Source organism: Nocardia sp. SYP-A9097 (assembly GCF_009649815.1).
Lineage (GTDB): Bacteria > Actinomycetota > Actinomycetes > Mycobacteriales > Mycobacteriaceae > Nocardia.
This window is the reverse complement of record NZ_WJIC01000007.1, coordinates 333,649-360,415: the sequence shown is the minus strand read 5'-3', so window position 1 is coordinate 360,415 and position 26,767 is coordinate 333,649. Positions and strand designations below refer to the sequence as shown.

25 protein-coding genes and 1 tRNA gene are annotated in these 26,767 nt (G+C 65.1%); 9 read left to right on the top strand and 17 right to left on the bottom strand.

Features of this window, described 5'->3' with window-relative positions:
• Nucleotides 1-15 precede the first annotated feature (15 nt).
• The gene (locus GFY24_RS17995; protein ID WP_309230993.1) at nucleotides 16-207 is read right to left on the bottom strand and encodes a DUF397 domain-containing protein; all 192 of its coding nucleotides are present in this window, start codon (nucleotides 205-207) and stop codon (nucleotides 16-18) included.
• Nucleotides 204-1,106, bottom strand: coding sequence for a DUF5753 domain-containing protein (locus tag GFY24_RS17990; protein ID WP_153806166.1), 903 nt, complete (start codon nucleotides 1,104-1,106; stop codon nucleotides 204-206). The genes GFY24_RS17995 and GFY24_RS17990 overlap by 4 nt, the downstream gene beginning before the upstream one ends.
• 323 nt (nucleotides 1,107-1,429) lie before the next feature.
• Here GFY24_RS17990 and GFY24_RS17985 point away from each other — a divergent pair, with 323 nt between their 5' ends.
• The gene (locus tag GFY24_RS17985; protein ID WP_153806165.1) at nucleotides 1,430-1,822 is read left to right on the top strand and encodes a hypothetical protein; all 393 of its coding nucleotides are present in this window, start codon (nucleotides 1,430-1,432) and stop codon (nucleotides 1,820-1,822) included.
• A 137-nt stretch (nucleotides 1,823-1,959) separates the two neighbouring features.
• Nucleotides 1,960-2,799 (top strand): cyclase family protein, encoded by an 840-nt coding sequence (locus GFY24_RS17980; protein WP_153806164.1) that lies wholly within the window; start codon nucleotides 1,960-1,962, stop codon nucleotides 2,797-2,799.
• A gap of 1 nt (nucleotide 2,800) precedes the next feature.
• Here the strand turns inward: GFY24_RS17980 and GFY24_RS17975 are convergent, their stop codons facing one another.
• The 3 genes from GFY24_RS17975 to orn all read right to left on the bottom strand — a co-directional run bounded on the left by GFY24_RS17975 (nucleotide 2,801) and on the right by orn (nucleotide 5,198).
• Nucleotides 2,801-4,363 (bottom strand): FAD-binding oxidoreductase, encoded by a 1,563-nt coding sequence (locus GFY24_RS17975; protein WP_228566394.1) that lies wholly within the window; start codon nucleotides 4,361-4,363, stop codon nucleotides 2,801-2,803.
• Nucleotides 4,364-4,434: 71 nt separating this feature from the next.
• Nucleotides 4,435-4,510: transfer RNA gene (locus GFY24_RS17970), tRNA-His, on the bottom strand.
• A 67-nt stretch (nucleotides 4,511-4,577) separates the two neighbouring features.
• On the bottom strand, nucleotides 4,578-5,198 hold the full coding sequence (orn, locus tag GFY24_RS17965) for an oligoribonuclease (protein ID WP_309230992.1): 621 nt from the start codon (nucleotides 5,196-5,198) through the stop codon (nucleotides 4,578-4,580).
• Nucleotides 5,199-5,378: 180 nt separating this feature from the next.
• Between orn and GFY24_RS17960 the strand changes: the two genes are divergently transcribed.
• Entirely contained in the window at nucleotides 5,379-7,142 is a 1,764-nt protein-coding gene (locus tag GFY24_RS17960) for a helicase HerA-like domain-containing protein (protein WP_153806163.1), read from the top strand.
• A gap of 7 nt (nucleotides 7,143-7,149) precedes the next feature.
• Here GFY24_RS17960 and lysA read toward each other — a convergent pair whose 3' ends face one another.
• The 6 genes from lysA to GFY24_RS17930 all read right to left on the bottom strand — a co-directional run bounded on the left by lysA (nucleotide 7,150) and on the right by GFY24_RS17930 (nucleotide 14,848).
• Entirely contained in the window at nucleotides 7,150-8,496 is a 1,347-nt protein-coding gene (gene lysA / locus GFY24_RS17955) for a diaminopimelate decarboxylase (RefSeq protein ID WP_309230991.1), read from the bottom strand.
• Nucleotides 8,497-8,626: 130 nt separating this feature from the next.
• On the bottom strand, nucleotides 8,627-9,421 hold the full coding sequence (gene cmrA / locus GFY24_RS17950) for a mycolate reductase (RefSeq protein ID WP_309230990.1): 795 nt from the start codon (nucleotides 9,419-9,421) through the stop codon (nucleotides 8,627-8,629).
• Nucleotides 9,422-10,044: 623 nt separating this feature from the next.
• Nucleotides 10,045-10,641 (bottom strand): hypothetical protein, encoded by a 597-nt coding sequence (locus GFY24_RS17945; RefSeq protein ID WP_153806160.1) that lies wholly within the window; start codon nucleotides 10,639-10,641, stop codon nucleotides 10,045-10,047.
• Entirely contained in the window at nucleotides 10,641-12,668 is a 2,028-nt protein-coding gene (locus GFY24_RS17940) for an NADPH-dependent 2,4-dienoyl-CoA reductase (protein WP_153806159.1), read from the bottom strand. The genes GFY24_RS17945 and GFY24_RS17940 overlap by 1 nt, the downstream gene beginning before the upstream one ends.
• Nucleotides 12,665-13,264, bottom strand: a complete 600-nt coding sequence (locus tag GFY24_RS17935) for a PadR family transcriptional regulator (protein WP_153806158.1) — start codon at nucleotides 13,262-13,264, stop codon at nucleotides 12,665-12,667. The genes GFY24_RS17940 and GFY24_RS17935 overlap by 4 nt, the downstream gene beginning before the upstream one ends.
• Before the next feature lie 156 nt (nucleotides 13,265-13,420).
• Entirely contained in the window at nucleotides 13,421-14,848 is a 1,428-nt protein-coding gene (locus GFY24_RS17930; protein WP_153806157.1) for an MFS transporter, read from the bottom strand.
• Nucleotides 14,849-14,950: 102 nt separating this feature from the next.
• Between GFY24_RS17930 and GFY24_RS17925 the strand changes: the two genes are divergently transcribed.
• Both GFY24_RS17925 and GFY24_RS17920 read left to right on the top strand, forming a co-directional pair.
• Entirely contained in the window at nucleotides 14,951-16,084 is a 1,134-nt protein-coding gene (locus GFY24_RS17925; RefSeq protein ID WP_309230989.1) for a helix-turn-helix transcriptional regulator, read from the top strand.
• 56 nt (nucleotides 16,085-16,140) lie between these two features.
• Nucleotides 16,141-17,469 (top strand): MFS transporter, encoded by a 1,329-nt coding sequence (locus GFY24_RS17920; protein WP_153806156.1) that lies wholly within the window; start codon nucleotides 16,141-16,143, stop codon nucleotides 17,467-17,469.
• 7 nt (nucleotides 17,470-17,476) lie between these two features.
• Here GFY24_RS17920 and GFY24_RS17915 read toward each other — a convergent pair whose 3' ends face one another.
• A complete protein-coding gene (locus GFY24_RS17915) occupies nucleotides 17,477-18,115 on the bottom strand; it encodes a TetR family transcriptional regulator (protein ID WP_153806267.1) in 639 nt (212 codons plus the stop codon).
• Between the two features lie 178 nt (nucleotides 18,116-18,293).
• Here GFY24_RS17915 and GFY24_RS17910 point away from each other — a divergent pair, with 178 nt between their 5' ends.
• From GFY24_RS17910 to GFY24_RS17900, 3 genes are read left to right on the top strand one after another with little or no spacing between them, the layout of a single operon-like run.
• Nucleotides 18,294-19,355 carry a ferredoxin reductase gene (locus GFY24_RS17910; RefSeq protein ID WP_153806155.1) on the top strand — a complete coding sequence of 354 codons (1,062 nt, stop codon included), beginning with the start codon at nucleotides 18,294-18,296 and terminating at the stop codon, nucleotides 19,353-19,355.
• Between the two features lie 11 nt (nucleotides 19,356-19,366).
• Nucleotides 19,367-20,515, top strand: a complete 1,149-nt coding sequence (locus tag GFY24_RS17905) for an acyl-CoA desaturase (RefSeq protein ID WP_153806154.1) — start codon at nucleotides 19,367-19,369, stop codon at nucleotides 20,513-20,515.
• Nucleotides 20,516-20,842 (top strand): hypothetical protein, encoded by a 327-nt coding sequence (locus GFY24_RS17900; RefSeq protein ID WP_153806153.1) that lies wholly within the window; start codon nucleotides 20,516-20,518, stop codon nucleotides 20,840-20,842.
• A gap of 43 nt (nucleotides 20,843-20,885) precedes the next feature.
• Here GFY24_RS17900 and GFY24_RS17895 read toward each other — a convergent pair whose 3' ends face one another.
• Nucleotides 20,886-21,500: a DUF4254 domain-containing protein gene (locus GFY24_RS17895; protein WP_153806152.1), complete on the bottom strand. Its 615-nt coding sequence runs from the start codon at nucleotides 21,498-21,500 to the stop codon at nucleotides 20,886-20,888.
• A gap of 396 nt (nucleotides 21,501-21,896) precedes the next feature.
• Between GFY24_RS17895 and GFY24_RS17890 the strand changes: the two genes are divergently transcribed.
• On the top strand, nucleotides 21,897-22,217 hold the full coding sequence (locus GFY24_RS17890) for a hypothetical protein (protein ID WP_309230987.1): 321 nt from the start codon (nucleotides 21,897-21,899) through the stop codon (nucleotides 22,215-22,217).
• 360 nt (nucleotides 22,218-22,577) lie between these two features.
• On the opposite strand, the gene GFY24_RS17885 is transcribed toward GFY24_RS17890, so the two are convergent.
• Genes GFY24_RS17885 through GFY24_RS17870 form a run of 4 tightly spaced genes read right to left on the bottom strand, consistent with a single transcriptional unit; the run spans nucleotide 22,578 to nucleotide 26,581 of the window.
• Complete coding sequence (locus GFY24_RS17885) at nucleotides 22,578-23,177, bottom strand: ATP/GTP-binding protein (protein ID WP_309231004.1); 600 nt, start codon at nucleotides 23,175-23,177, stop codon at nucleotides 22,578-22,580.
• Nucleotides 23,158-23,508, bottom strand: a complete 351-nt coding sequence (locus GFY24_RS17880; RefSeq protein ID WP_153806150.1) for a DUF742 domain-containing protein — start codon at nucleotides 23,506-23,508, stop codon at nucleotides 23,158-23,160. The genes GFY24_RS17885 and GFY24_RS17880 overlap by 20 nt, the downstream gene beginning before the upstream one ends.
• Nucleotides 23,505-23,933 (bottom strand): roadblock/LC7 domain-containing protein, encoded by a 429-nt coding sequence (locus tag GFY24_RS17875; protein ID WP_309230986.1) that lies wholly within the window; start codon nucleotides 23,931-23,933, stop codon nucleotides 23,505-23,507. Before GFY24_RS17875 ends, GFY24_RS17880 begins: the two co-directional genes overlap by 4 nt.
• Nucleotides 23,930-26,581, bottom strand: coding sequence for a nitrate- and nitrite sensing domain-containing protein (locus GFY24_RS17870; RefSeq protein ID WP_309230985.1), 2,652 nt, complete (start codon nucleotides 26,579-26,581; stop codon nucleotides 23,930-23,932). Before GFY24_RS17870 ends, GFY24_RS17875 begins: the two co-directional genes overlap by 4 nt.
• Nucleotides 26,582-26,767 lie beyond the last annotated feature (186 nt).

The following is a 26,767-nucleotide window of genomic DNA, read 5'->3' as shown; positions in this document are numbered from 1 at the left end:
AACTATCGCCCGGACCTAGCTCTCCCAGACCCGGCTGTCGACGAACTTCGTCCACGTGTCGGCAGGAAACTCGAGGACCGGGCCGCGGCCGTTGTCCTTCGTGTCGCGGACCTTGGTCATGTCCTCGCTGTGGAAGACCTCCACGCAATCGGACTGCTTGCCGCTCCGGCTCGACTTGTACCACTCGCCCTTGACCGGATTCTTCACGCCGCGTACTCCTTCGCGATTTTCATAACCAGATCTCTGGTGCCTTGTTCACCCAACGCTACAGCGCGTAGGCCGTCGATCGCCTGCCGATATTGGTTCACCTCTTCATCGTGCTCATGGAAGACGCTACCTATCGCGCCCTCGGCATAGACCATCGTTGGCAGCGTCTTCCCGCTCGTGCCCCGGGGAAACCCGAGCCATACGAACGCCAGCATGGTCAATCCCCGATACACCCCGGCCGTAAACGGGACCAGATGAATGTTGACGTTGTCGCGCTCACTAACGGAGGTCAGCCAGTCCAACTGCTTCTGCATCGTCGGGCCGTCACCCACCCAGTTGCGGAGAACCGCCTCACTGAGGAACGCCTCGAGCCTGAACTTCGGATCGTCAAGCCGCACTTGTCGTTTCATAGTGAGTTCGATGCGCCGTTCGAGATCCACCGGCGACAAGTCCGACTCGCTCACGCGATCGAGTGCACGCCGGTAGTCGGCTGACTGAAGGAGCGCCGGGAAGATCACCGGGTGGTGGGCAACCATATGATCGGCAATACCCTCCAGGCGCAAGAACTTTCTTGTGTTGGGCGCAACCTGATCCTTGTACGCCTTCCATATCCCCCTGGCCGCGGCTTGCCCCTTGGCGGTCTTCTCCTCGGCCTTGACCTCCCTCCACAATTCCAGTGCCTTGGCCCGCGTCTCGGCATCGGGTTCGTAGAAGTCGAGCAGGGCGTTGATGTGTAGGTCGCCGAGCCTGGTCGGAGAGCCATCCTCCATTCGATCGACCGCGGGCCGGGATACGCCGATGTGTGTGGCGGCGGCCAGCACGGACGGTCTGGGTGCGTGTGTCCTCAGCTCTCGCATGAAGTTGCCGAAATCCATGCGAGAGACCGTCAATCCGGTCATTTTCTTACCCTCGCTATCTGATGAATTGCTCGTCCCGAGCAGTGCCCGTGACGGGCATGTCCCGCCGCGTGCACTGCTCGCTACATGCACTCAACCGTATTTCACGTTCTGCTCTATCCGAGCAGTTTTCCGACAAAATTTGGTGTCTACTTAACGCATAGCACCTGGCGATGACGGAATGGTAAGGCCGCCACCAGGATTCATCCGATTGCACTAGGAGGCGTAGATGTCTTGGGATGCTTGGGTTTTGGTGGCACTCATTATCGGCTGTGGTGCCATTGTGCTGTTCTGTGCAGTCGAGGACATCAGGGATAGGAGGTGCTATGTGCACGAAAAGAAAGACCGCACAGTACGTATTCACATTCGTGATGGAGAGTGCATCACAGCATTCATTGGTCGAGAACCAGGTGGTCGGCACCGAAGTGAACTTGTCGGGTCGTGACGAAGGAGGTGTGACGGAAATGGAATTCGACGGGCCGCGTTCGGAGAGATTGGAAGACTGTCATATTCGTAACGATGACGTTGGAATGAATCCTGCTGAGGCGCTGGAAGCCTGGATCATTCACCGCGATTGCGATCCGGTGTTCTGTGCGCGACGGTTGGAATCCCGACGGATCATCGAAGTCGACGCGGACAAGTATGTTGAGCGGTCGAACGTGCATCCGCTCCCCACCCGTTATTTCAGGGATGTGAGTCATGTCGCCTGCGATCCATAACCGGCATCCGGCGGGTTTCATCCACCAAACCCGCTGGAGCACAGGAGGTGTGGATCCCGGCCGAGAACATGCCGGGATGGCGGGAGGGCATATGATTCGGCGGTCCGGTCTGGATTTTTCGGGGGAGTGTGGGACTGATGTGTTCGCCGAGGATCGTTCAGGTTGCGCATGAGGCGGCCGGGGCGCCGCGAGTCAGTCGTCGCGCCTGGCTGGGAGCTCTCGCCGGCGCTACCGGAGCAGTCGTGGCCTCTGGTGCGGGAGTCGCTGTGGCGCAAGAGGTTCCGGTCGGCTCCGGGGCGGTGGTGGATCTCACGCACACGTTGTCGGCGGAATTGCCGGTGTGGCCGGGGAATCCGGGGTTCGTGACGGTTCCGGTGGCCTGGCACGACAACGGTGGGTTCGGGCAGAACGCGTTGGCGTACTGGGAGCACTCGGGGACGCATATCGACGCACCGCTGCATCGGGATCGCAACGGCGTCTCCGTCGATCGGATCGCGGCGGCGGATTTGGTCGCGCCGCTGGTTGTCATCGATATTTCGGCGCGGGCTGCCACGGATTCCGATGCGGTACTGACTGTTTCGGATATCGAGGCGTGGGAGGTGGCGCATGGGCGGATTCCAAGGCGCGCCTTTGTCGCCATGTATTCGGGCTGGGAGCGGCGGCTCGCAACCCCGGGCGCGTTCTTGAATCTTGACGGCGAAGGCCGAACGCACGCACCGGGATTCGCCCCGGCCGCCGCCGAATTCCTGGTGGCACAGCGCGATATCGTCGGCGCGGGCGTGGACACCCTCAGCCTGGATCAGGCCGCGAGCAGGGATTACGGTGCGCACACCGCGTTTCTCGGCGCGGGCCGCTACGGGGTAGAGATGCTGGCGAACCTGGCGCAGCTGCCGCCGGCCGGTGCGCGCGTGATCGTGGGCGCGCCCAAGCATGCGGGCGGTACCGGCGGCCCCTGCCGGGTGCTGGCGCTGACCTGATTCACCCCTGCGCCCAGCCGATCGAAAGACTGTGCTGGAACACATTATTCGGATCCCATTGCGCCTTGACCGCGCACAGTCGCGCATAGTTCGCACCGTAGTAGAGCTCGTGCCACGGCACACCCGAGGTATTCCAGCTCGCATCCGCCAGATCCGGATCCGGATAGTTGATATAGCTGCCGCCATTGACCGCGTTCGGTACCGGCACCCCACCGGTTTCGGCGTACACATCGCGGTACATCTTGCGCGCCCACGTCACGAATCGTTCATCATCGCCGGGCAGCCGCCAGGCGGCGTGAATCAGCATCTTCATGAACGAGTCCCGCGCCGGGGCGGCGGTGGCAGCGGCGGCCACGGTATTGGTCGCACCGCCGAAAGGCATGAATTCCAACTGTGATTCGCCGAGGAAGCGCGGATCGGCGATGTAGCGGTAGAGGATTCGCAGCTGCTCGGTGGTGTACGACTTGCGCAGGTACGCGGACTTGGCCTTCACCCGGAAGCCGGGCATGCCCGCCGCGTAGTAGACATTGGCGACGGTATCGGCGTATGACGCCTGCTGCAGCGGTAATTGGACGAGCGCCGGGTCGACGCCCGCGGAGATGGCGGTGACGAATTCGTCGAACATGGCGTGCGCGTCCGGACGATCCGCATCGAGCAGCACCAGTATCTCGGAGTCCACAATGCCCGGTTTGATCATCAGCGGCGCGTACAGCGCGGTGAATCGATCGTCCGGCGCGCTGTGCTGCTCGAAGAAGGCGAGATAGTTGCCGAGCAGGCGAACGAACGACTCCTCGTTCGCCATGGGCAGGATGAGCCGCGTATTCAACATGCTGCCGGGCGATTTCGGCAGTGCGCGTGTGGGATCGCTGCCATCGGAGCCGGGCGAGCGCAACAGGAATCGGCTCACCACACCGAAATTGCCGCCGCCCCCGCCGGTGTGCGCCCACAGTAGATCGGCATTCGGGCCGTCCTTGGTGGCGAGCACGATGGTGGCTGCGCCGTCCTTACCGACGGTGATCACCTCGACCCCGTACAGATGGTCGACCATGAGCCCGAGTTGCCGGGACAGCGGGCCGTAACCGCCGCCCGCGATATGCCCGCCCGCGCCGACGCCTTTGCAGATGCCCGCCGGAATCGTCACTCCGAAACCGTTCAGTCGCTCGTACAGCGCGCCGAGGGGGGTACCGGCGTCCACGGAGAAGGCGCGGTGGGTGTCGTCCCAATGGACCGCGCCCATCCGATTCAGATCGATGATCGCCTGTGTCCGGTCATTGTCGACGAAGTCGTCGAAGCCGTGCCCACCCGACCGCACCGCGATGCGCAGGCCGTCGCGGACGCAGGTTTCGACGGCGGCGCGAATCTCCTCGGTGGTGGTCGGCACATGGATGCGCTGTGGGTGCGCGGTCCAGCGGCGGTTGTAGCCGCGCTGGGTCAGCATCGCGTAATCGGGATCGGCAGGGCGGACGACCGCCGGTTCCGTGGCCCGCGCGAGTGGGAGGCGGAGCATGCTTGCCGCGGCCCCCACAGCGGATGCGATCAACAGTCGGCGACGCGAAAACAGCAAGGTACTTCCCCCGGGGTCGTGCTCAAAATACAAGTCAGGCCCGAGGTGTAAAACCTCGGGCCTGACTTGGTTGGGGTGACCGACGGGACTCGAACCCGCGACAGCCAGGATCACAACCTGGTGCTCTACCAACTGAACTACGGTCACCATTGCCGGTGTGTTTCCGGCGCGGTAGATCGTATCGCGATCCGCCGCTGAGTACCTAATCGGCTGGTTATGCGGTATTTCCGGTCGGTTTTTCGCTCAGTTCGGCGGCGGCGGCGGCAATCTCCGCGGTCGAGGGTCCGGGCGGGGCGACGAAAGCGGTGCGGCGGTAGTACTGGAGTTCACGGATGGACTCCTTGATATCGGCGAGCGCGCGATGCGCGAGGCCCTTCTCCGGCTGGCCGAAGTAGATGCGCGGGTACCAGCGGCGCGCCAATTCCTTGATGGAGCTGACGTCGATCATGCGGTAGTGCAGGTGTGCGTCGAGGGCTGCCATATCGCGGGCGATGAAACCGCGATCGGTGGCAATGGAGTTACCGGCCAGCGGGACCGTGCGCGGGGTGGGCACGTACTGCTTGATGTACTCCAGAATCTGCTGCTCGGCCTCGGCCATGGTGACGGTGGAGCGGCGGACCTCTTCGGTGAGCCCGGAGCGGGCGTGCATCTCGGTGACGACCGGCGGCATGGCGGCCAGTGCGTCGTCATCGGCGTGAATGACGATATCCACGCCCTCGCCGAGAATATTGAGATCACTGTCCGTCACGAGTGCGGCTACCTCGATCAGCTTGTCGCTGTCCAGGCGTAGGCCGGTCATCTCGCAATCCATCCACACCACGTACTTATCGGTCACCGTGGTCAGAGTAGACGTTTGGTTGTAACCGGCCGTTTCGCCCGGCCGCGTCGGGGCCGCTTTGCGTTCCGACCGGGCAGTATCGTTCCCAGCGGATCCGCGTGCGTACGAAGCGGTCGGCTTGTTGGCAGGACAGTTCCCGGAGCAGTCGCAGTTGGCAGAGCAGACGGAGGAAGCGCGATGACCACCCCGCAGGAGAAGGCAGCGGCGGCACGCAAGGCCGCGGAGGAGGCCGCGCGGATCGCGGCCGAGGCGGTAGCGGCGGCGGAGGCGGCCGAGAAGGAAGCGGCGGAGCAGGAGGCTGCGGACAAGGCCGCGAAGGGCGATGCGGCACCCACCGCCGCCGCTGAAACCGGTGCTGCGGCGAAAACCACTGCGAGTGAATCCGATTCGGCTGTGGGTGGCGATGCAGCGCCGGATGAGGTTGCGGCGCAACAGATCGCGGCCGGGTACGCGTTCGAGGGATTGGCGCTGGAGCTGGGCACCGTCATCGTCGACGGCAAGGTGCATCCCGATGCGCGAGTGCGGATTCCGATGAAGACCATGAACCGGCACGGGCTCATCGCGGGTGCGACCGGTACCGGTAAGACCAAGACGGTGCAGGGGATTGCCGAGCAGTTGTCGGCGGCGGGTGTGCCGGTGGTGGTGGCCGATATCAAGGGTGACCTCTCCGGTTTGGCGCAGCCCGGGCAGTCCAATGACAAGTTGACCGCACGCGCGCAGGAGACCGGCTGCCCGGATTGGGCGCCGCGCGGATTCCCGGTCGAGTTCGTGTCACTGGGCACCGAGGGCATCGGGGTGCCGATTCGCGCCACCATCACCTCGTTCGGGCCGATTCTGCTGTCGAAGGTGCTGGGGCTCAACGAGACTCAGGAATCCACGCTCGGACTGATCTTCCACTGGTCCGACCAGAACGGCCTCGCGCTGCTGGATCTGAAGGATCTGCGGTCGGTCATCCAATTCCTCACCAGCCCGGAGGGCAAGGAGGAATTGAAGGGTATCGGCGGCGTCTCGGCGACCACCGCCGGAGTGATCCTGCGTGCCCTGATCAATCTCGAGGCCGACGGTGGTGACACCTTCTTCGGTGAGCCGGAGCTGGATCCGGCCGATCTCATGCGCACGGCCGGTGGCCAGGGCGTGATCACGCTGTTCGAACTGGGTGCGCAGGCTTCGCGCCCGCAGATGTTCTCCACCTTCCTGATGTGGGTGCTGGCGGATCTGTTCCAGACGCTGCCCGAGATCGGCGATATGGAGAAGCCGAAGCTGGTCTTCATCTTCGACGAGGCGCATCTGCTCTTCACGGGAGCGTCGAAGGCGTTCCTGCAGCAGGTCGAACAGACGGTGAAGCTCATCCGCTCCAAGGGGGTCGGCGTATTCTTCTGCACCCAGTTGCCGACGGATATCCCGAATGCCGTTCTCTCCCAACTGGGTGCGCGTATCCAGCACGCGCTGCGCGCCTTCACGCCGGAAGATCAAGCGGCACTGTCGAAGACGGTGCGCACTTATCCGAAGACCGCCACCTATGATCTCGAAAAGGCTTTGACCTCACTGGGTATCGGTGAGGCCGTGGTCACGGTGCTGTCGGAGAAGGGCGCACCGACCCCCGTTGCATGGGCGCGCATGCAACCGCCGCGCTCGCTCATGGACACCATCGGCGATGACGGAATACGTTCCCGCGCACAGCAATCCACCCTGTACGGCAAGTACGGTCAAACCATCGACCGCGACTCGGCCTACGAGATCCTGACCGAGAAGCTGGCCAAGGCGGCCGCGGAGGCTCCCGAGCAAGCGCCCGCACGTGGTCGCGCGAAAGCGGAACCCGTCGATGAGTCCATGGCCGAGAAGATCGTCAACAACACCGCTTTCAAGAACTTCCTGCGCTCGGCCGCCACGGTCGCCGGTCGCGAGATCAGTCGCAGCATCTTCGGCACGCGCAAGCGCTGAGCGGTTCTCAGCGGCCGATGTCGCGGAGCATCAGATCCTCGATTGTCTCGCGGCGCACCAGTTCTCGGGTGCCGCCGTCGCGGACGGCGATAATCGGCGGGCGGCCGATGCCGTTGTAGGACGAGGACAGGCTGTGGTGGTAGGCCCCGGTGCAGGGCATGGCGAGGACTTCGCCGGGGCGTAGGTCGGCGGGGAGGCGGATGTCGGTGGCGAGGATGTCACCGGCTTCGCAGTGGCGGCCTGCGATATGGGCGGTCATGTGCGGGCCGGTGGGGTGGCGGTTGGCCACTACGGCTTCGTAGCGGGCGCCGTAGAGGGTTACGCGCGGGTTGTCGCTCATGCCGCCGTCGACGGTGACGTAGGTGTGGCCGCCTTCGACGTGCTTGATCGACAGTACGCGGTAGAGGGTGATGCCGGCGCGGGCGACGATGGCGCGGCCGGGTTCGAGAGCAATCATGGGGCGCGGGAAGCCATATCGGGCGCATGCGGCGTCGAGGGAGTCCTCGATGATGTCGGCGAGTTCGGGCAGATTCATTTCGGCGTCGCCGGGGCGGTAGGCGACCGCGTGCCCGCCACCGAGGTCGAGAGTGGTGAGGGTGACGCCGTAATCGTCACGAATTCTTGCCATTTCGCCGATCATGCGGCGCACGGACTCACCGTAGGGGAAGGCGTCGTGGATTTGTGAACCGATATGGCAGTGCAGGCCGATGAATTTCAGATTGGGTTGGCGCACAGTGCGTTCCACGGCTTCGTCGAGTGCGCGACTGCCGATGGTGAAGCCGAACTTCTGGTCGGCGACGCCGGTGCGCACCGCCGGATGCCCGGGTACGTCGACGTCGGGGCACACACGCAGTAGCACCCGCTGTGGTTTGCTCGCCAGGGCTGACAGAAGGGTGATCTCGGTGAGGGAGTCGATGACCACGCGGCCCACTCCGCAATTGATCGCGGTCTCCAGCTCTGCGAAAGGTTTTCCATTGCCGTGCAGCATGATTCGCTGCGGGTCCACCCAGGACGACAGGGCGACGGCGAGTTCTCCGGCCGAGCATACGTCGAGGGAGAGACCCTCCTCTGTCACCCACTCGGCTACGGCCCGAGTGAGCAGTGCCTTACTCGCGTAAAGGATTTCGGCTTCGGGGAAGCGCTGCCGGTACGTCTGGCAGCGGGCGCGCACTTCGGTCTCGTCGAGAACATAGGTGGGGGTGCCGTATCGGTCGGCGATATCGGCCAGTGCGACTCCGCCGACGGTAATGCGGCCGTCGGCGTCGTAATGCGTTTCACTCGGCCATACCGACGGGTCGAGGCGCGGAACCATGCCCCCGGACCGCAGCGACGGGAAGATGTCGAGCAGCGTCACGATGTCTCCGTTGTCCGTCCCCGCTATTCCGTATGCGGGGCCGAGTTCAGGACTACGCCGGATCGTGTAGCCGGGGTATGCCCGGCTACACGCCATTTACGACTGGGCGCTCGATCTTGACGGAATGCGGTCAGCTACCGAGCTTCTTGTACGCCGCACCCGCGACGAGCGAGGTGATGGACCGCGGGCCGAACTGCCCGGCCAGGCTCATGCCCTTGCTGATCAGGCCGGGAACCACGCGCATCTTATTGCGGGCGAGCGCATCGATGGTGATCTTGGCGGTGTGTGCGGCGGTGACCCAGATGAACTCCGGAATCTTATTGCCGACCTCGTCCTGATCCGGATTGTCGGTGCGCACGGGGCCGGGAGCCAGCAGCGTGACATGCACGCCGTGCTCCTTCATCTCCCCGCGCAGCGATTCGGCCCAGGTGTTGGTGAACGCCTTGGACGCGGCATAGGTGGCATTGTTCGGAATCGGCATATTGCCTGCGGCCGAACCGGTCACGAGGATTCCGCCGCTGCCCCGCTTCACCATGTTCGGCAGCACCGCGAGCGTCAGGTCATGCACGGCGACGGCATTGAGCTCCATGATGTCCCGCTCGTAATTCAGATCCAGCTTCGCCAGCGACCCGAACGTGGCGACTCCGGCGTTATTGCACAGGATCGCGATATCGCGCTCGGCGAGCTCCTTCGCCAGCGGCGCGCGCTGCTCCCGGTTGGACAGATCCACGGCCCGCACCTCGGCCGTGATCCCATACCGGTCGCTCAGCTTCTTCGCCAGCTCGTTGAGTAGATCCTCGCGGCGCGCGACCAGGATCAGCGAATACCCGCGTGAGGCGAGCTCCTCAGCGAGTGCGACTCCGATCCCCGAAGAGGATCCGGTCACGACGGCACGATTATCAGCGGTAGGCGCAGGCAAGCTCACGATCACAAACCCTACCCACTCGTTGGTGAGTCGCGGCGGCGACGGCGCGTTGGAGTTGCCTACCGGTCGGCAGGGTGCTCGCCGAGTGTGCAGGTATGGCGGGCGAGTGTGCAGCTGTGGCGGGGAAAAAGACAAAACACCGCCGTGGGTGCACACGCGGCATATCGGTTGGGGCATCACGGGTATGCCCTGGGATCGGATCGCGGTTCGGGGCCGCCCAATGCGGCGACGGTTGCATTTTGTGCCTGCGATTTCCGTGGCAAAGCAGGCATCGCTGGGCGCGTCGCCTGCCGTACCCGACTCGAGCTACCGGACTATGCCCGGATCGTCCCGTTCTCGACCGGAGGACGGGCCGTGGTCACCTTCTCGAGCCCAAAGACCAAAGACAAAGACACCAAAACAGACCCTCTCGGTATTGGACGATCGATCACCGGGAACTCACGGTGCGACACGCCGCACGACACCACGCTCATTTCCCGGTGATCGCATGTCCAGGTCGAGGGTGGGGTTTTTGTCCTGTTTTTTCTCGTCTTGTTTCTTTTGGTCTTGTTCTTCGCTCTTCTTGTCCTGGCGGCTTTTGTCTTTGAGTCTTTTGTCTTTGTATCTCTTGTCTTTTCGGGGCTTCAGCCCCGGGGTTTCGGTTCCATGAATGCGATGCCCCATTTCAGATGACCCTGCCAGACGGGCGCTATGCGGCCGCCTTGGACTGCGGGGCGGGGGTCGCCGATGGGGCCGCCTGCCGCTTTGACGGCGGCGACTGCCGCATCCAGGTCGGGGGTTAGGAAGGCGACTCCTGCCAGGGAGGGTGGCAGGCCGGAGCCGACTGCCTCGATGAAGGGTTCGCCTACTCGGTAGAAGGCCATCTCGGGACCTTCGGGGCCACGCGGGAAGAAGCGGCGGCGTGGGGGAATGCCAAGTACGGCAGTCAGATTCGTGGCACCCTCATCCAGAGTTGGCATCCAGTAGACCACGTGGTCGATAGTCGTCACGCCGTTCGGGTGTGGCGTGCTGGGTGCCGCGGGGCTTTCGGCGGGATCGGCGGGCAGGTAGGGGACGCCGAGAATCTCCGGGGCGGAGTGGGTTTCGTCGAAGCCCCAGGCCGCTTCGCCCAGGGTGCAGGTGACCTGGCCGATTTGGATTACGCCGTCCGTGACGGTGAAACCCAGTGCTGTCCAAGCTTGTTCGGTTCCGGGAAGCCCGAGGCGGGTGAGGGTTGGCATCACAGCGCCGCTGCCAGGCGGGTGCCCTGGTTGATGGCTCGCTTCGCATCGAGTTCCGAAGCCAGGTCGGCGCCGCCGATGAGGTGGGTTGGGACGCCTGCCGATTTCAACGGCTCCTCCAGGTCTCGGACGGATTCTTGTCCGGCGCAGAGGATTACGTTGTCGCATTCGATGATCGTCGGGCGTTGGCGCTTTTCGCCGAAGCTGATGTGCAGGCCCTTGTCGTCGATGCGTTCGTAGTTGACGCCGCCGATCTGTTCCACGCCCTTGGCCTTGACCGCGGCGCGGTGCACCCAGCCGGAAGTTTTGCCCAGGTCCTTGCCGAACGAAGATGCCTTGCGCTGCAACAGGACTACTTCGCGGGCGGCGGGGGAGGGCTTGGGGGTGGTGCGGAAGCCGCGGGTGTTCGGGTCGTCGGAGACGCCCCATTCTTCCTTCCACTCGTCGAGCTTCAGGCTGGGATGGCCTTCTACGGTGAGGAATTCGCTCACGTCGAAGCCGATGCCGCCCGCGCCGATGACGGCGACCTTCTTGCCTACGGGCTTACCCTCGCGGACCAATTCGGCGTAGGTGAGGACCTTGGGGTGGTCGATGCCGGGGATATTGGGGATGCGGGGTTTGACGCCGGTGGCGAGGATGACCTCGTCGTAGCCGCCGGCGATGAGCTGGTCGGCGGTGGCGCGGGTGTTGAGATGTACTCGGACGCCGGTGATTTCGAGTTGGCGGGTGAAGTAGCGGACGGTTTCGCTGAACTCCTCCTTGCCGGGGATGCGGCGGGCGATGTCGAATTGGCCGCCGATCTTGTCGTCGGATTCGAAGAGGTCGACGTGGTGGCCGCGCTGAGCCAGGCTCACCGCGGCGGAGAGGCCGGCGGGGCCCGCGCCTACGACGGCGAATTTGCGGGTGCGGCGGGTGGGGAGCAGTTTCAGTTCGGTTTCGTGGGCTGCGCGCGGATTCAGCAGGCAGGAAACGGTTTTCATCCCGAAGGCGTGGTCCAGGCACGCCTGGTTGCAGGCGATGCAGGTGTTGATCTCGTCGACGCGGGCCTCTTGCGCCTTACGCGCCCACTCGGGATCGGCGAGCAGGGGGCGGGCCAGCGACACCAGGTCGGAGTCGCCGCGGGTGAGGATCTCCTCGGCGGTCTCGGGCATATTGATGCGATTGGAGGCGCAAACCGGAATGCTGACAATGTCTTTGACCTTGGCGGTCCACTCGACGAAAGCCGCGCGCGGGACCGAGGTCACGATGGTGGGGACGCGGGCCTCGTGCCAGCCGATATCGGTATTGATGAGGGTCGCTCCGGCGGCCTCCACATCCTGTGCGACAGCGGCGATCTCGTCCCAGGTCTGACCGTTCTCCACGAAATCGGCCATGGACAAACGGAATACGATGATGAAGTCGGGGCCGACGGCCTCGCGTACGCGGCGCACGATCTCGCTCGCGATGCGGCGGCGGTTCTCCGCCGAGCCGCCCCACTTGTCCTTGCGCTTATTGGTGCGCGGCGCGAGGAACTGGTTGATGAAATACCCTTCACCGCCCATGATTTCGACGCCGTCGTAGCCGGCGAACTTGGCCAGTTCGGCGCAGCGGGCGTAATCGTCGATGGTCTGCTCGACGCCCTTGCCCGAGAGTGCGCGCGGGCGCAGCGGATTGATGGGGGCCTTGATCGAGGACGCCGAAACACTGCCGGGCATATAGGAATAGCGGCCCGCGTGCAGGATCTGCAGTGCAATCTTGCCGCCCTCGGCGTGCACCGCCTTGGTGATGGCGCGATGCCGGTACGCCTCGGTCTTATTGGTGAGCTTCGCGCCGAACGGCAGCAGCCAGCCGGTGCGGTTGGGGGCGTAACCGCCGGTGATGATAAGGCCCACACCGCCTTTGGCGCGTTCGGCGAAGTAGGCCGCGAGCCGGTTGGTGTGCCAGGCCCGGTCCTCGAGACCGGTGTGCATGGAACCCATGACCACGCGATTGCGCAGGGTGGTGAATCCCAGGTCCAGGGGTTCGAAGAGATGCGGGTAAGCGCTCATCGCCGAGTGCCTTTCGGGTCGGACGCCTGCGACCGGGCTGAGTCGCGGTGGCTTTCGGGGTTATCTCTACGGAGTCCGTCGAGTACTTCGTCGCACCAGTCGACGATTCCCGCCTCGACGCGGATGCCACCGCGCAGCACGAGGTACTGGTGCAGGGTGCGGCCGGAGAGCTGATCCGGTGCGGGGTAGTCCTTCTTCTCGAAGGTCAGATACAGGTCGAGGCGGTGGGCGTGCTCGTCGCGATGCCGCTGCACCTCGGTGATGAGGGCGGGCACGTCGCCGAGCGAGGCGGCGCGCAGTTTCACGCCGAGTTCATTGCGCATGGGGGCGATATCGCTGGGTTCGGCGATCCAGCGGGTGAGTTCCGCGCGGCCCGCGTCGCTGACGGTGTAAACCTTCTTATCGGGGCGGCCCTCCTGGGCGACGGCCTCGGCGGTGACCCAGCTCTGTTCTTCCATGCGCTTGAGCACACGGTAGATCTGCTGGTGGGTGGCGTTCCAGAAGAATCCGATGGATTTGTCGAAGCGCCGGGCCAGGTCGTATCCCGAACTCGCGCGTTCGGTCAGCGACACCAGTAGCGCGTGTTCGAGGGCCATGCGGCCAGGATAACTGAGACTAGACGTACTATGCAATTCAGTGCATAGGGGAATTATGAAGGAGGGGCACCCCGGGCGGGGTGCCCCTCGATTCACGCACAAGGCCTGGTGATCTCACTGCCGAGCGGGCTCATCGAGCGGACTCGGCAACCCGGTTCACCGAGCGGCGCGGGCGGCCAGCGCGGAGGCTGCCAGCACCGTCACCCCCTCCACAATGGCGGTGACACCGACCGCGTGCGACGCCGAGACAGTGGTGGTTCCGGCCAGGGTCAGGAAGACCGAACCGAAGCTCGCAATGCCGACGACGGTCCCCAATTGCACATTGGTGACCAGGATTCCGCTGGCGTCGGCGGCCAGCGCGACCGGGATCTTGGCGGTGGTGCGGGCCATCAGCGGGCTGAAGGAGAGTCCGAATCCGATACCCATAATGCCGAAGACGGTCAGCTCGAGCGGTCCGAAGTCCGCGCCGTTCCGCAGCAGCAGGCCCATGATCACCATGGTTGTGGCGGCCAGTACCAGGCCCGCTGGAATCATGGTGGCGTGCAAGCGTTCCGGTACGCGCTGCCAGTTCAGGCTGGCCAGCGCGAAGGTGATGCCCATGGGCAGGAACAACAGTCCGGCGTGCAGAGCGGTGTACCCGAGAGTGCTCTGCAGGTGGATGGCCATGACGAACAGCCAGCCGCCGAAGGTGCACATGACCGTGAAAAGCGTTGCGGCGGTGAGTATCAGCCCGGGTGCGCGCAGTACCTGGTCGGCGAAGAGCGGTGCTCCGCCGCGCCGGTGCACCCAGCGTTCGACCCGCGCGAATCCGATGAATCCCGCTGCGGCTGAGGCCAATGCGATCCAGGTCCACACCGGCCAGTCCTGCTCATGGCCGAGGACCAGCGGCACAACGAGCAGCAGCACCGCCGGGGTGAGCACCGCGAGCCCGGCCAGATCCAGCTTGCGTTCGGTGCGCACGGTGACCGGCAGAGTGGATGGCGCGACGGCCAGCAGCACCAGTCCGATCGGCACATTCACCAGAAACACTCCGCGCCAGGAGGTTCCGGCAATATCGGCGCTGACGATGAGCCCGCCGAGAATCTGCCCGACCACCATGCCGCCGGAGATGACGGCGGCGTAGGCCGAAAGTGCTCGCGCCCGTGTGGTTCCCGTGAAGGTCCGCTGGATCAAGGTCATGACCTGCGGGATCATGGCCGCCGATCCGATGCCCTGTAGGAAGCGGAAGACTATGAGCGACGGTGTATTCCACGCCAGCCCGCAGGCCAGCGAGGCAATGGTAAACAGCGCGAGCCCGGCCAGGAACATGGTGCGCTGCCCGAACCGATCGCCGAGCCGGGCACCGGTCACCAGCAGCACCGCGTAGGCGATCACATATCCGGAGACGATCAACTGCAGCCCGGAACCGGACGCGTGCAACGAGGTTCGCATGGCGGGAATGGCGACATTGACAATGGAGGCATCGATCACGGCCATGAACTGCCCGAGCAGGATCACGGCGAGAATGGCGAGCGAGCGGCGACCGGTCCCGGCCACCGCCGGAGCCGCCACCGCCGGCGGGGATTGAGTCAGGCTCTGTGTCATGTGATCGAGCCTGCGCCGGACCGCAGCCCGGTAACAGGAGTCTGCTTATACGGGTACTGCCACCACCTGGATACGGGTGGCGAATACCGCCAGTATGGAGAAGTGAACTCCGCAGCCAGGAATGACGCGTCCGCGACGATCATCGGTGACGCGCTGGGCAGGGGTGCGATCCCGGCCGCCCGCGCTACCCCGCAGGCGCGATCGGCCGGCCTCGAGCCGTCCGGATCGATCGCTTTCGGGCCGGATATCGCGGCGCGGTGGGGCGGGTTGTCCCGCGCGGCGGAGTTGCTCACCGCCGAGTCTCCTGCTGTAGCGCCCGAGCATGGGGTGAATCCTGTTGCGGCTGATACGCGAGCGGTGCGCAAGACGCGGCGGGAGGAGTTGTCGGCGTTCTTGAAGTCGCGGCGAGCTCGGATCACCCCGCAGGAGGTGGGGCTGCCGGTGGGGGCGCGGCGGCGCACGCCCGGGTTGCGGCGCGAGGAGGTCGCACAGCTGTCGGGGGTGGGGGTCACCTGGTACACGTGGCTGGAGCAGGGCCGCGATATCAAGGTGAGTGTGCAGGTGCTGGATGCCATTTCGCGCACGCTGGGTCTGGATGGTGCGGAGCGGGCGCACCTGTACGCGCTGGCCGATGTGCCCGCGATTCCCACGCTGCATGTGGCAGAGCCGGTGCTGGAGGAACTACAGGTGATTCTGGATCATCTGTATCCGCTGCCCGGCGTGGTGCTGTCCGCGCGCTACGACGTGCTCGCCCACAATTCGGCCTATGCCGCGCTGTTTCCCGGGTTCCTCGTCGGGAACAAGAACATTCTGCGGAAGGTGTTCCTCACGCCCGCGTGCTGTAATCCGTATGCCGCGAACAGGGAGTATCTGGGGCGGATGGTCGGTTACCTGCGCGCCGCGTACGTCAAGAACCTGCATGACCCGGTGTGGACGGCCTATATCGAGCAAATGTGTTCCGACAGTCCATTGTTCGCGGAATTGTGGGCGCGCAACGATGTGGGATTCCCGGTAGGGCGCACCAGGGCGATTCGCAACCTGGTGACCAAGGATGTGGAGATGGTCATGACCAGCATGTCGCTGCCGTCCATCGCGGGCGCGTGGGTCCAGATCATGACACCGGTGGACGAGGACGGCTGGACCGCGCTGCGTGCCCTGCTCGCCATGAGTGTGGAGGAGCGCGAGCGGCCCTGGCTGGAGCATTTCGCCGAATCGCATCCGAGACCTCCGGCCTGAGCACGGCTTCGGCGGGAATCCACCGGCTGGGGGTGCGCTCCGCTTAAGCTGCGCGGATGGCTGAGGTTTCCGGGCGGGAGACGATCGGGTCGGCGGCCGGGCGCGGGCCCGTTGTGGCTTGGGGGCTGTGGGATTGGGGTGGGGCCGCGTTCAATGCGGTGATTCTGACCTTTGTCTTCTCGGTGTATCTGACCGACAAGGTGGGGGAGGGGCTGCCCGGGGGAGTGTCGGCGAGTGCCTGGCTGGGGTGGGCGCTGGGGTTGGCGGGGCTGGTAGTGGCATTGACCGCGCCGGTGAGCGGGCAGTTCTTCGATGCGACAGCGAAACGCAAACTGTCGCTGGGGGTTTTGACCTCGATCACGGTAATGCTCATGGCGGCAATGTTTTTCGTGCACCGGGACTACCACTATCTGTGGTTCGGGCTGATGCTGCTGGGTATCGGCTCGGCCACCTTCGAGCTCTCCCACGTGCCGTACAACTCGATGCTGCGTCAGGTATCGACGCCCGCGACGGTGGGCCGGGTCTCCGGATTCGGTTGGGCCATGGGGTATTTCGGTGGCATCATCCTGCTGCTCATCGTGTACTTCGGTTTCATCTCCGGTAAGGGTGATTACCGTGGTCTGCTCGGCGTGCCCATCGATGACGGCCTGAATATCCGCCTGGTGGCGCTGGTCGCGGCGGTCTGGTTCGCCGCCTTCGCGGTCCCGCTGTTCCTGTTCGTCCCCGAATTACCGCGCACCGACGCCGATCCCGGCGCGGATACCCGCAAACTCACCGACGCCTACCGGATCCTGTGGCGCGATGTGCGTGAACTCTGGCGGGACGATCGCCGCGCGGTCGGATTCCTGTTCGCCAGCGCCATCTTCCGCGACGGCCTCGCGGGTGTCTTCACCTTCGGCGCGGTGCTGGCCGTGCGTGTCTACGGGATAGCCGACTCCGATGTACTGCTCTTCGGTATCGCCGCGAATGTCGTTGCGGCGCTGGGCGCTATCACCGCGGGCCGGTTCGACGACCGCATCGGTCCCAAGCCGGTCATTGTGGTGTCGCTGGCCTCGATGATCGTGTGCGGCCTGGCCCTGCTGGTGGTCTCCGGCCCGCTCATGTTCTGGATCTTCGGGCTGCTGCTGACCGTATTCGTCGGCCCCGCACAGTCTTCCGCGCGTACCTTCCTGGTGCGGCTCACCAAACCAGGTCGCGAGGGCCAGATGTTCGGTCTCTACGCCACCACGGGGCGAGCCGTATCATTCTTGGCCCCAATACTTTTCGGCTTCTTCGTATGGGCGTTCGGCTCCGAGCGCGCGGGCATTGTCGGCATCATCCTGGTGCTGGCGCTGGGCCTGGCCGCGCTGATTCCGGTGCGGGCGGAAGATCTTCGAGGACGCTGACCCGCGCTCAGCGGGAGGAGACGGCGTCCGGATCCCAGGCGGCCATGCCGAGCGCGATGAGGCGCACATGCAACACCACCCGATCGACAATGCGCGGACGTTCGCGTGGTGCTGTCACGACATAGTCGGCGATGCGGTCGGTGACTGTGGCGACTATGAGGTCGGCGGCGAGTTCGAGGTCTTCCGGGGACCAGTGGTCCAGGTTGCGCACGCGGGACAGATCCACCACGAGTTCGCGCACTATGAGCTGCATTTCGACGGCGATCGCGCCGCGCAGGGCGGCCGAGCCGCCGCGGCGTTCGCGAATCAGGAAGCCCCACAGGTCGGTGTTGCTGTCGACCTGTTCGAAGACGAAGCGGACGGTATCGGCGAGGCGGGCATCGGGGGTGCGGCGCATTTCGCGCAGGGCCAGCCGGAGTTGGCGGACACCCTCCTCGACGAGGGTGGTGCCGAGCTCGTCGAGTGAGGTGAAGTGCCGGTAGAACGCGGTGGGGACGATGCCGGCGGAGCGGGCGATCTCACGCAGGCTCAGGGCGGCGAAGCCGCGGTCGGCGGCCAATGCGAGGGTGCCGTCCAGTAGTGCCGCGCGGGTGCGTTCCTTGCGCTCACCTCTGGTTGCTGCCTGCTCGCTCACGTCGATGAGCATACATTCGTTCACATTCGTTCCATTCGAGAGATGTCGTGTGGGTCACATGAACTGCCGGTTGAACTCGATGGCCTCTACGCGGCACACTAGTTCAGTGTACAGATGTGCACCGAAATCGAGTGCCCGTCAACCGAGCAGAGGGCGTCGCCGCAGCCCGGCGACGCGACAGGAGGCCCGCATGGTTGGACTCATCGACCTCGTGGAGAAGCTGACCACCCCGCACCCGCTGGACCGCTACCTGGAACTGGTCCGGCCCACCTTCACGCTGCGCCAGATGCGCGCCGAGATCACGCACGTGCGCCGTAGCGCGGTCGGCTCGGTGACGCTCACGCTGCGCCCGACCCGGCAGTGGCAGGGGCATATGGCCGGGCAGTACGTGCAGATCGGCGTGGTCATCGACGGTGTGCGCCATACCCGTTGCTATTCACCGGTGAACAGCGACCGCCGCCGCGACAAGCACATCGAACTCACCGTCAAGGCGCATCCGCACGGCCTGGTCTCGAACTACCTGCATGAGAACGCGATTCCCGGCATGGTGGTCGACCTCGCGCCCGCGGCCGGGGTTTTCCACCTGCCCGAGCAGCGGCCGGACCGGATTGTGCTCATCACCGGCGGCAGCGGCATCACGCCCGCGCTGTCCATGCTGCGTACCCTCGCCACCGAAGGGTATGCGGGCAAGGTGTTGTTCCTGCACTACAACCGTTCACCGGAATGGGTGCCGCATCGCACCGAGCTGGAGGCACTCGCCCTGCAGCACAACAACTTCCGTGTCGAAATGCTTTATCCAGAACTCGGCACCGACGCCAACTTCAACTATGACGAGTTGGAGCGGCTCGCGCCCTGGTTCGCCTCCGCGCAGACCTACCTGTGCGGCCCGCCCGGACTCATGAAGGCCGTGCGCACCGTCTACAAGGCCGAACAACTCGCCGACCGGCTGCACAGCGAGGAGTTCACCCTCACCGTCGTACCCGGCGATCCCACCACCGCCGAGGGAGAGATCACCTTCTCCGGCAGCGGCAAGAGCATCGAGAACACCGGTGCGAGCCTGCTCGAACAGGCCGAATCCGCCGGTCTCACACCGGAATACGGCTGCCGCATGGGGATCTGCTTCACCTGCACGGCCGTCAAGGTGAGCGGTTGCACCCGAAATCTCCGCACGGGCGAGGTCGACGCCGACCCCGACCAGCCCATCCAACTCTGTATCAACGCCCCCGTCGGGGACGTCGACATCGCAATTTGAGGGAGCACATCATGGCGATGCTTACCGAAACACCCGCAGGTCCCGTAGTCCTGAGCCGCGAGCAGATCGAGGAGATCGGCGCGGCACTCGACGAGATCCGTGCCCGCGTCACCGACGATCTGGGCGAGCGGGATCGCGAATACATCTACTCGATCATCAAGGCGCAGCGCGGTTTCGAGATTGCCGGGCGCGGGCTCATGTACCTGGGCTTCCTGCCGCCGTTCTGGCTGGCGGGCGTGGCCGCGCTGTCCGTGTCGAAGATTCTCGACAATATGGAGATCGGCCACAATGTCATGCACGGCCAGTACGACTGGATGCGTGAACCCGGCCTGAACTCGCGGGTCTTCGAATGGGACAACGTATGCCCGGGCGATCAGTGGCGGCACTCGCACAATTACCTGCACCATACGTTCACCAATATCCATGGCATGGACCGGGATATCGGCTACGGCATCCTGCGCGTGGACGAGGCGCAGCCGTGGAATCCGATGCGACTGGGCAATCCCGTCTACGCGTTCTTCCTCATGCTCGCGTTCGAATGGGGCGTGATGGGGCATGACCTGGAGGTGGAGAACATCGTCCAGGGCAAGCGCAAGTGGTCGGATGTGAAAGCCCTGCTCAAAGGGCAGGCGCGCAAGGCCGGGCGGCAGGTGCTCAAGGATTATGTGGTCTTCCCGGCGCTGACGGGACCGCTGTTCCTGTCCACTCTCGCGGGCAACTTCACCGCCAATATCGCGCGCAATCTGTGGACCTTCTCGATCATCTTCTGCGGGCACTTCCCCTCGGGTGTACAGACGTTCTCCGAGGAGGAATGCGCCGAGGAGACCCAGGGCGAGTGGTACGTGCGCCAGATGCTCGGCTCGGCCAATATCGACGGCAGTCGGCTGTTCCACATCATGAGTGGCAATCTTTCGCATCAGATCGAACACCACCTGTTCCCGGACCTGCCCGCCAACCGGTATCCGGAGATCGCGCCCGAGGTGAAGGCGCTCTGCGAGAAGCACGGATTGCCGTACAACACGGGCAGCTTCAGTCAGCAGATCGGTTCGGTGTGGGCGAAGCTGTTCAAGCTGGCGCTGCCGCCGGTGCTCGCCGGGAAGCCGCAACCTGCCGGTGTTATCGTGGTGCGCCGGGGGCAGGACAGCGAAGTGGGCGTGTAGATGATCTCCAAATTCGAGAGCAATAAGGATCTGATCCAGGAACTGACGTCGTCCGGAGCACGGCACGTCGGCGCTATCGCCTCGATCATCACCGGCACCGTCGCCGAGGTGACCAAGGAGATCGGCGACTGGATCACCGACGCCATCGAGATGCGCGAGGCCGCCGCGGCGGCACAGCAGGACGCGCGGGCGAACCGGGCCGACTCGGCAGCCGATGGGGATTTCGACGATGAGCCGGAAGCCCCTGTCGCGCAAGCGGATACGCCGCCGCCGAGTGTGCCGGCCGCCGGTGCGGTGATCGACGCCGAGGTCGTCGACCGCTACTGATCCGTACTCGACCGCGGCGGGATGTGTTCTCGCCGAGGAGCTTTCACCACACCGGCAGCCGTCTGCGGTGTTGTGCCACCTCGGTGATCAGATCCTTGTAACCATCGGCGAGTTCGGCGAGGCGATACCACTGCAGGTGCGCCTCGCTGTCCGCGTGCCGGGGCGGCTCACCCAGGTGCGGACTGCTGCCACGTCGGCGTCCGCGGCCCTCGGTGAGCTTCACCCGGGGCGCGGTCTCCGGTGGCGGAACTCCCAAAGCCTGTTGCGCCGCAACCCATTTCGCGGCCATCCGGTCGATCACCGCGCCCAGGGTCTCGGTATGCAGTGAGGCCCCGGACCGATGCGGGATATTGATCGCCACCCATTCGTCGATGCGAGCCACCAGTTCGGTGCGTCGCGCGTCGATATCCTCCACCGTTCGAATGCAGGCGGCCACGCGTCGTGGCGTGGCTCCGGTGGTGTGCGCCGCCGCCTGTGCTTGGTGCCGTCGCTCATGACATTGCACCAGGTCATGGGCCGCTTCGAGGACCTCGCGGGCGCGCGGGTCGGCGGCGGGTTCGGACAGGATCGCGGTGACGGGTTCGCGGAAGGCTCGCAGCAACGTTGTCGGCGATGGAAGCTCGGCTCCGTACCCCGTACCGGTGTATTCGGTTGCCATATTTCCCACCCTTAGCCAGTGCAGTTTTGGATGCGCCAGAGCCGAGGAGGTTTCGGGGAGGGGCTCCCCTCGGCTCCGGCGCAGGCCCGCACGCCGGACGCACAGCCCACCACAAACGGCACGGTGAAGAAACCGGGAAATTCGCGACGGTGCGATGGGGAGACTGTCCGAAATACGGGACATATTCAGGAAAGCGCGATAGTCGGACGGGCGCAACCAATCGGCGCCGGATCGGCGAACCTGCCGGAGAATCGTTACACAGCATTACAACTGGGTCACGTGGGTGCTGCGAAAGGTGGCAGATCGACACCCGAGCCCGTTACCCAGGCTTATGAATAGCTATCGGTGCGGCGCGCCGGGAGCGGTGTGCCGCGCACTCCGTTAGCCTGGGTGTTTGTGTCCGCATATGCGTCCTCACCGGAGCTTCGCTTCGGTTTCATGTTCGCGCTGGAAGACCCGGAGCGAATCGCCGAAGTCGTGCGCACTCTGATTGTTCGCCGGCGGGTGTCGGTGTTCCGGCTCGCGCACCTTTCCGGTGATGACGGACCGCCCGAACGCTATGTCGTGAATTGGGCTGCGGTACCGCAGATCTCGGTCACCATCGCCGTGCCGACCCCGGAGGAGTTGCGGGCGTCGGGGACGATGCTGGTCAACGCTTTCCTGGGCGAAGACGGTGAAGTGAGCCTGTATTCGGCGGAGGGGCACGCGCCTCGCTAGTGTGGCGGGGGACACGCGTCAACTCAGCTATCTCTCAGCTACTGATCAGGGTTGTGTAAGGCAACCCCTGCAGGGTGGGTCACGTCGCCGGATGGAAATCCCGCACGGCGGCGAGACAAACAGAGAGGTTTGAAAAACTAATGATTCCCGTCATCATCGATACCGGTTCCGCTGCCCTCCATGGCCTGTTCAGCACCGGTAGCGCTGCGTTCAGCGGCATCATCGACACCCTCTTCACCGGCTCCTTCGGCGGCCGTTAAACCTTAATCCCGACAAGGGTTTTCGGGACACCGCCCCGAGTGCGTTCGCACTCGGGGCGGACTTTTTTGTTGAACCCGGGTCTGCTGCGGAGGGCAGGGCTCAGTGTGCCAGGGCGGGGGAGCGGCGGGCCTGGAGTATTTGTTCGAGCAGGGCTACGAGGATCGTCTTGACCGATTCCCGGTCTCGCGCATCGCATTCCAGGAGTTGGATGGTCGGGTTGATGTCCAGGGCTTCGCGGACCTCGTCGAGTTCGAAGGCCGGTGCGGCTTCGAATCGGTTGACCGCCACCACGAATGGGGTGTGGCGCCGTTCGAAGTAGTCGAGCACCGGGTAGCAGTCTTCGACGCGATCGGTGTCGACCATGATCACTCCGCCGAGCGCGCCGTCGAGTAGGTCGTCCCAGAGGAATTCGAAGCGTTCCTGGCCGGGTGTGCCGAACAGGTAGAGCACCAGGGATTTGTCGAGGGTGATGCGACCGAAGTCCAGCGCCACCGTGGTGGTGGTTTTGCCGGTATCGCGGCCGGGGGTGTCGATGCCGACCGAGACCTCGGTCATGGCGGCCTCGGTGGCGAGCGGTTCGATTTCGGAGATGGCCCCGATGAGCGTGGTTTTGCCGACGCCGAATCCGCCGCTGACCACAATCTTCACCGAGGAGGCGAGCGGGGCGGGGGAGGAAGTCTCAGAGTGCCCGAACAAGATCCCGGATCCTTTCGATCGCGGAGATGGACAATTCACTACCCTGGCTCACCGTCACATGACCGGCGGCGACCAGATCGCTGACCAGCACCCGCGCCACCCCGATCGGCACCCGCAGCGCGGCCCCGATCTCGGCAATGGAGTGCGGTCGCTGGCACAGTCGCACCACCCGCTCCAATTCGAAGCGCAGTGGGGCCGAGAGCGCGGCCGGGGAGGCCCGCACCAGGGTTTCGATGCGCAGCCCGTCGACCAGGGGAGTGGTGCGCCCGGCGGTCATCATGAACGGTCGCACCACCTGTGCATCGGCTTCGGCCGCTCCGGTCGAATCATTCATCGGCCCAGCGATTCCCGCAGTTCGGTAATGAGCGCGGGAGTGAGCAGCGCGCCGGCGCGTTCGGCGAGAATGGCCATTTGATATCCGACCAGGCCCACATCGGCATTGTGGTCGGCGATGACGCCGACGCAGCTGCCATTGGTCATGGACGACACCAGGAGGAAACCGCGGCCCATTTCGATCATAATCAGCCGCAGACCGTCGAAATCGTAACTGCGCGAGGCGCTTCGGCCCAGGCTGGTAAGCCCGGAGACAATGGCCGCGAGCCGGTCCGCCCCGCTCCGATCCAGGCCCTCGGACTTGGCCATGAGCAATCCGTCGGAGGAGACGGCGACGGCATCGCGCACGCCGTCGGTGCCGCGTACGAAATCGGCCAGCAGCCAATTGAACGCGTGCGGGTCGGTCTCGGTGTAATGGGTCGTCACCTGCGGTCCTCCTGGTTGTTCGAGCCGGGCCGGGCGGGTGCGCCCGTATTACCGAGCGGCACACCGCGTTCGCCACGCTGATGCCCGGCCCGGAAACCGGCCAGCATGCCGCGCACCTCTTCCGGGGTGCGGTCGGCCTGCGGGGCGGCCGGCGGGGACGGCGGCGCGGGTTGGGCGCCACCCGGCGTGGCACCCGAATTCTCACGAGTCTTCCTGCTGCGCTTGACGAGACCGTTTCGTGTGCGTTGCACCTGCGGGGCGGAAGCCGTAACACCGGAGGCTGCTTCCGGTGAGGATGCCCGCGCCGCGCCGGAGGTAGCGGCGGGATTGTCCGGTTGCCCCGTGCCCGGTGCGGACGCGACGACCGCGGGTCCGGCCGAAAGGTGCTGCGCCGCGCCGCTATCGGGAGCCTCGCCGAGCGGGATGAGTTTGACCGAACTGCCGACGGTCGGAACGCTGCGCGCGCCATTGGCGTATCTGCCGCGCGGGTCGACCGGTTCGATGATCGCGGCGGTGGTCAGCGTTCCGGTGGTGAAGGCGAGCTCGGCATTGCGATCGGTCTCACCGGCGGTCACCACTTCGGGCGTGCCGACCGCGGCAGGCGGGGCCGGGGCGGGGCGGTGCCGGCCATAGCTGGGTTCGGGCATGGTGGTCGGAAGTTCGGCGGTGGCAGCGTGTTTGGCGTCCAGGGCACCGACCTCGGGGACGGCCGGACGCGCTTGGTCCCCGAGCAGGGCCTCGGGCAGCAGCAGCCGCGCGACCACGCCGCTGACGGGGGAGACGGTGAGCTCCACCTCGATGCCCAGGCGCTGGGCGAGGCGGCCGACGACGAAATGCCCGAGGTAGCGGGTGGGCGCGACCAGGAAATCGGCCTCACCGCGCAGCCGGGCATTGGCAATGGCGAGTTGTTCGGTGGGCATGCCCACACCGTGATCGACAATCGCGATGAGATAGCGCTGGCCCTGCCGCCGACCGTAGATCTCCACTTCGAGATCCGGTGGGCTGAAGGCCAATCCGTTCTCGATGAGCTCGGCGAGCATATGCGCCAGTTCGCTCACCGCCGAGCCCGCGACGGCGGCATCGTCCAGGCGGCGCATGACAACACGGCGGTAATCGTCCACCTCGGACAGGCCCGCGCGGATCACATCGGTGAGTGGAATGGACTGCGCCCAGCGGCGCGGACTGGACTCGCCGACCAGCACCAGCAGGCTTTCGGCATTGCGCCGCATACGTGTTGCCAGATGGTCGAGTTCGAAGAGATTGGAGAGTGCCTTCGGATCGAGCTCCTCGCGCTCGAAATCGCTGATCAGACCGAGTTGCCGGCGCACCAGATTCTGATTGCGCCGGGCCAGATTCGACAGCGATTCGGTGGTGTTGCGGCGCAGGCGCGCCTGCGCCGAGGCGAGTTCGAAGGCGGTGGCCTGCACCCGGTCCAAAGCCCGTGCCACCGAGGCGATTTCCTCGCCCGCGGTGGCATCGGCCTTGACCGGTTCCGGTGGCGCGGGATCACTCCCGGAGCTGTCCTGCCAGTCGGTGATGAGCTGCGGCAGGCGCTGTCCGGAGACCGCGTCGGCCTCGGCCGCGAGGTCGGCCAGTGGCCGGATGATGGCGCGCGCGGTGCTGATCACCACCGCGATCATGGCGCCGATGGCGGTGAGCGCGGCGAGTACGTACAGCGCCAATACGATCGCGGCGTCGCGTCGCAATTCGCCCGCGCGCGAGTGGATTTCATCGCCGACGAAGCGCTGTACGCCGCGCTCGGAGTCGATGACCGAGGTCATCTCGCGCCACCAGTCCGCCGGATTCACCGGCTCCATCAGCGGCCCGCGCATCGATCCGATGGCGACCGCCTCGGCCTCGGCGGCGCGCACCGATTCGTCGGTGCGCATGGCGGCGTAGAGCTGCGAGCGCTCCTCGGAGGTGGCATTGCGCTCGAAAGCCGTGATGGCGGACTGCTTTCCGGCGCGGATGTCGAGGAACTGCACGTACTCGCCCGAGCCGAACGAGCCGGCGGAGAAGACGCCATTGAGGAATCCGCGCTGCTGTGCGGTGAACTCCTTGACGTCTCCGAGCGCGTACAGCGTCTGCATACCGCGCCACAGCGAGCTGTCCTGCGCGGTCTCCAAACCCGGCCGCGCCTGATTCAAGGCGAGAATCGCGCTGGTGTAGAACGTGAACGAGGACGATCGGTCGATGCGGCGTGCGTCCACATCGCCGCGTTTGGCGCTGATTCCGGAGAACTGATCGAGTGCGCCGCGCACCTGATCCGAGCCGGGTGCGTTCTCGGCCAGTTCCCGATTCAGTTGCCGCAGTGCGGTATCCACCGCGGTGCGCTGGGCGGTGACGGCGGGTCGCGCCGTTTCGTCGCCACCCAGCAGGCCATTGGTGAGCCCGCGCTCGCGCTGCACCTCGTGCACCAGATCCTGCACCGCGAGCGCGAGATCCACAGCGTGCGCGGCACTTCCGGTATCGCGGTAGCGCATGACCTCGCCGTTGATGATGACGGCGAGCAGTGCCAGCACCAGCGCCACCGCGACCAGCAGAATTCGGCGCAGTCGCGCTCGAATTGTCGGGGGTCGCAGGAATTCCAGTGCGGGCGTGAGGATTACGTTACCGCGCGGCAACAAGCGTGCCGGACGCAAATTCACACTCACTCCTGAACATCGGCCGTCCGTGCCGACTCGGCCGAGTGCACGGGGGGAATAATCAGCAACGTCGCACAATCAGGCGTTCGCCGCAATTCGAATGTGACGGGTGTGGCGGGTGAAACTCGACCGGGTTTGCGCTATTACAAATCTGCTCACAATAGGTGAGAAGCAGATGTGATCTTCGCG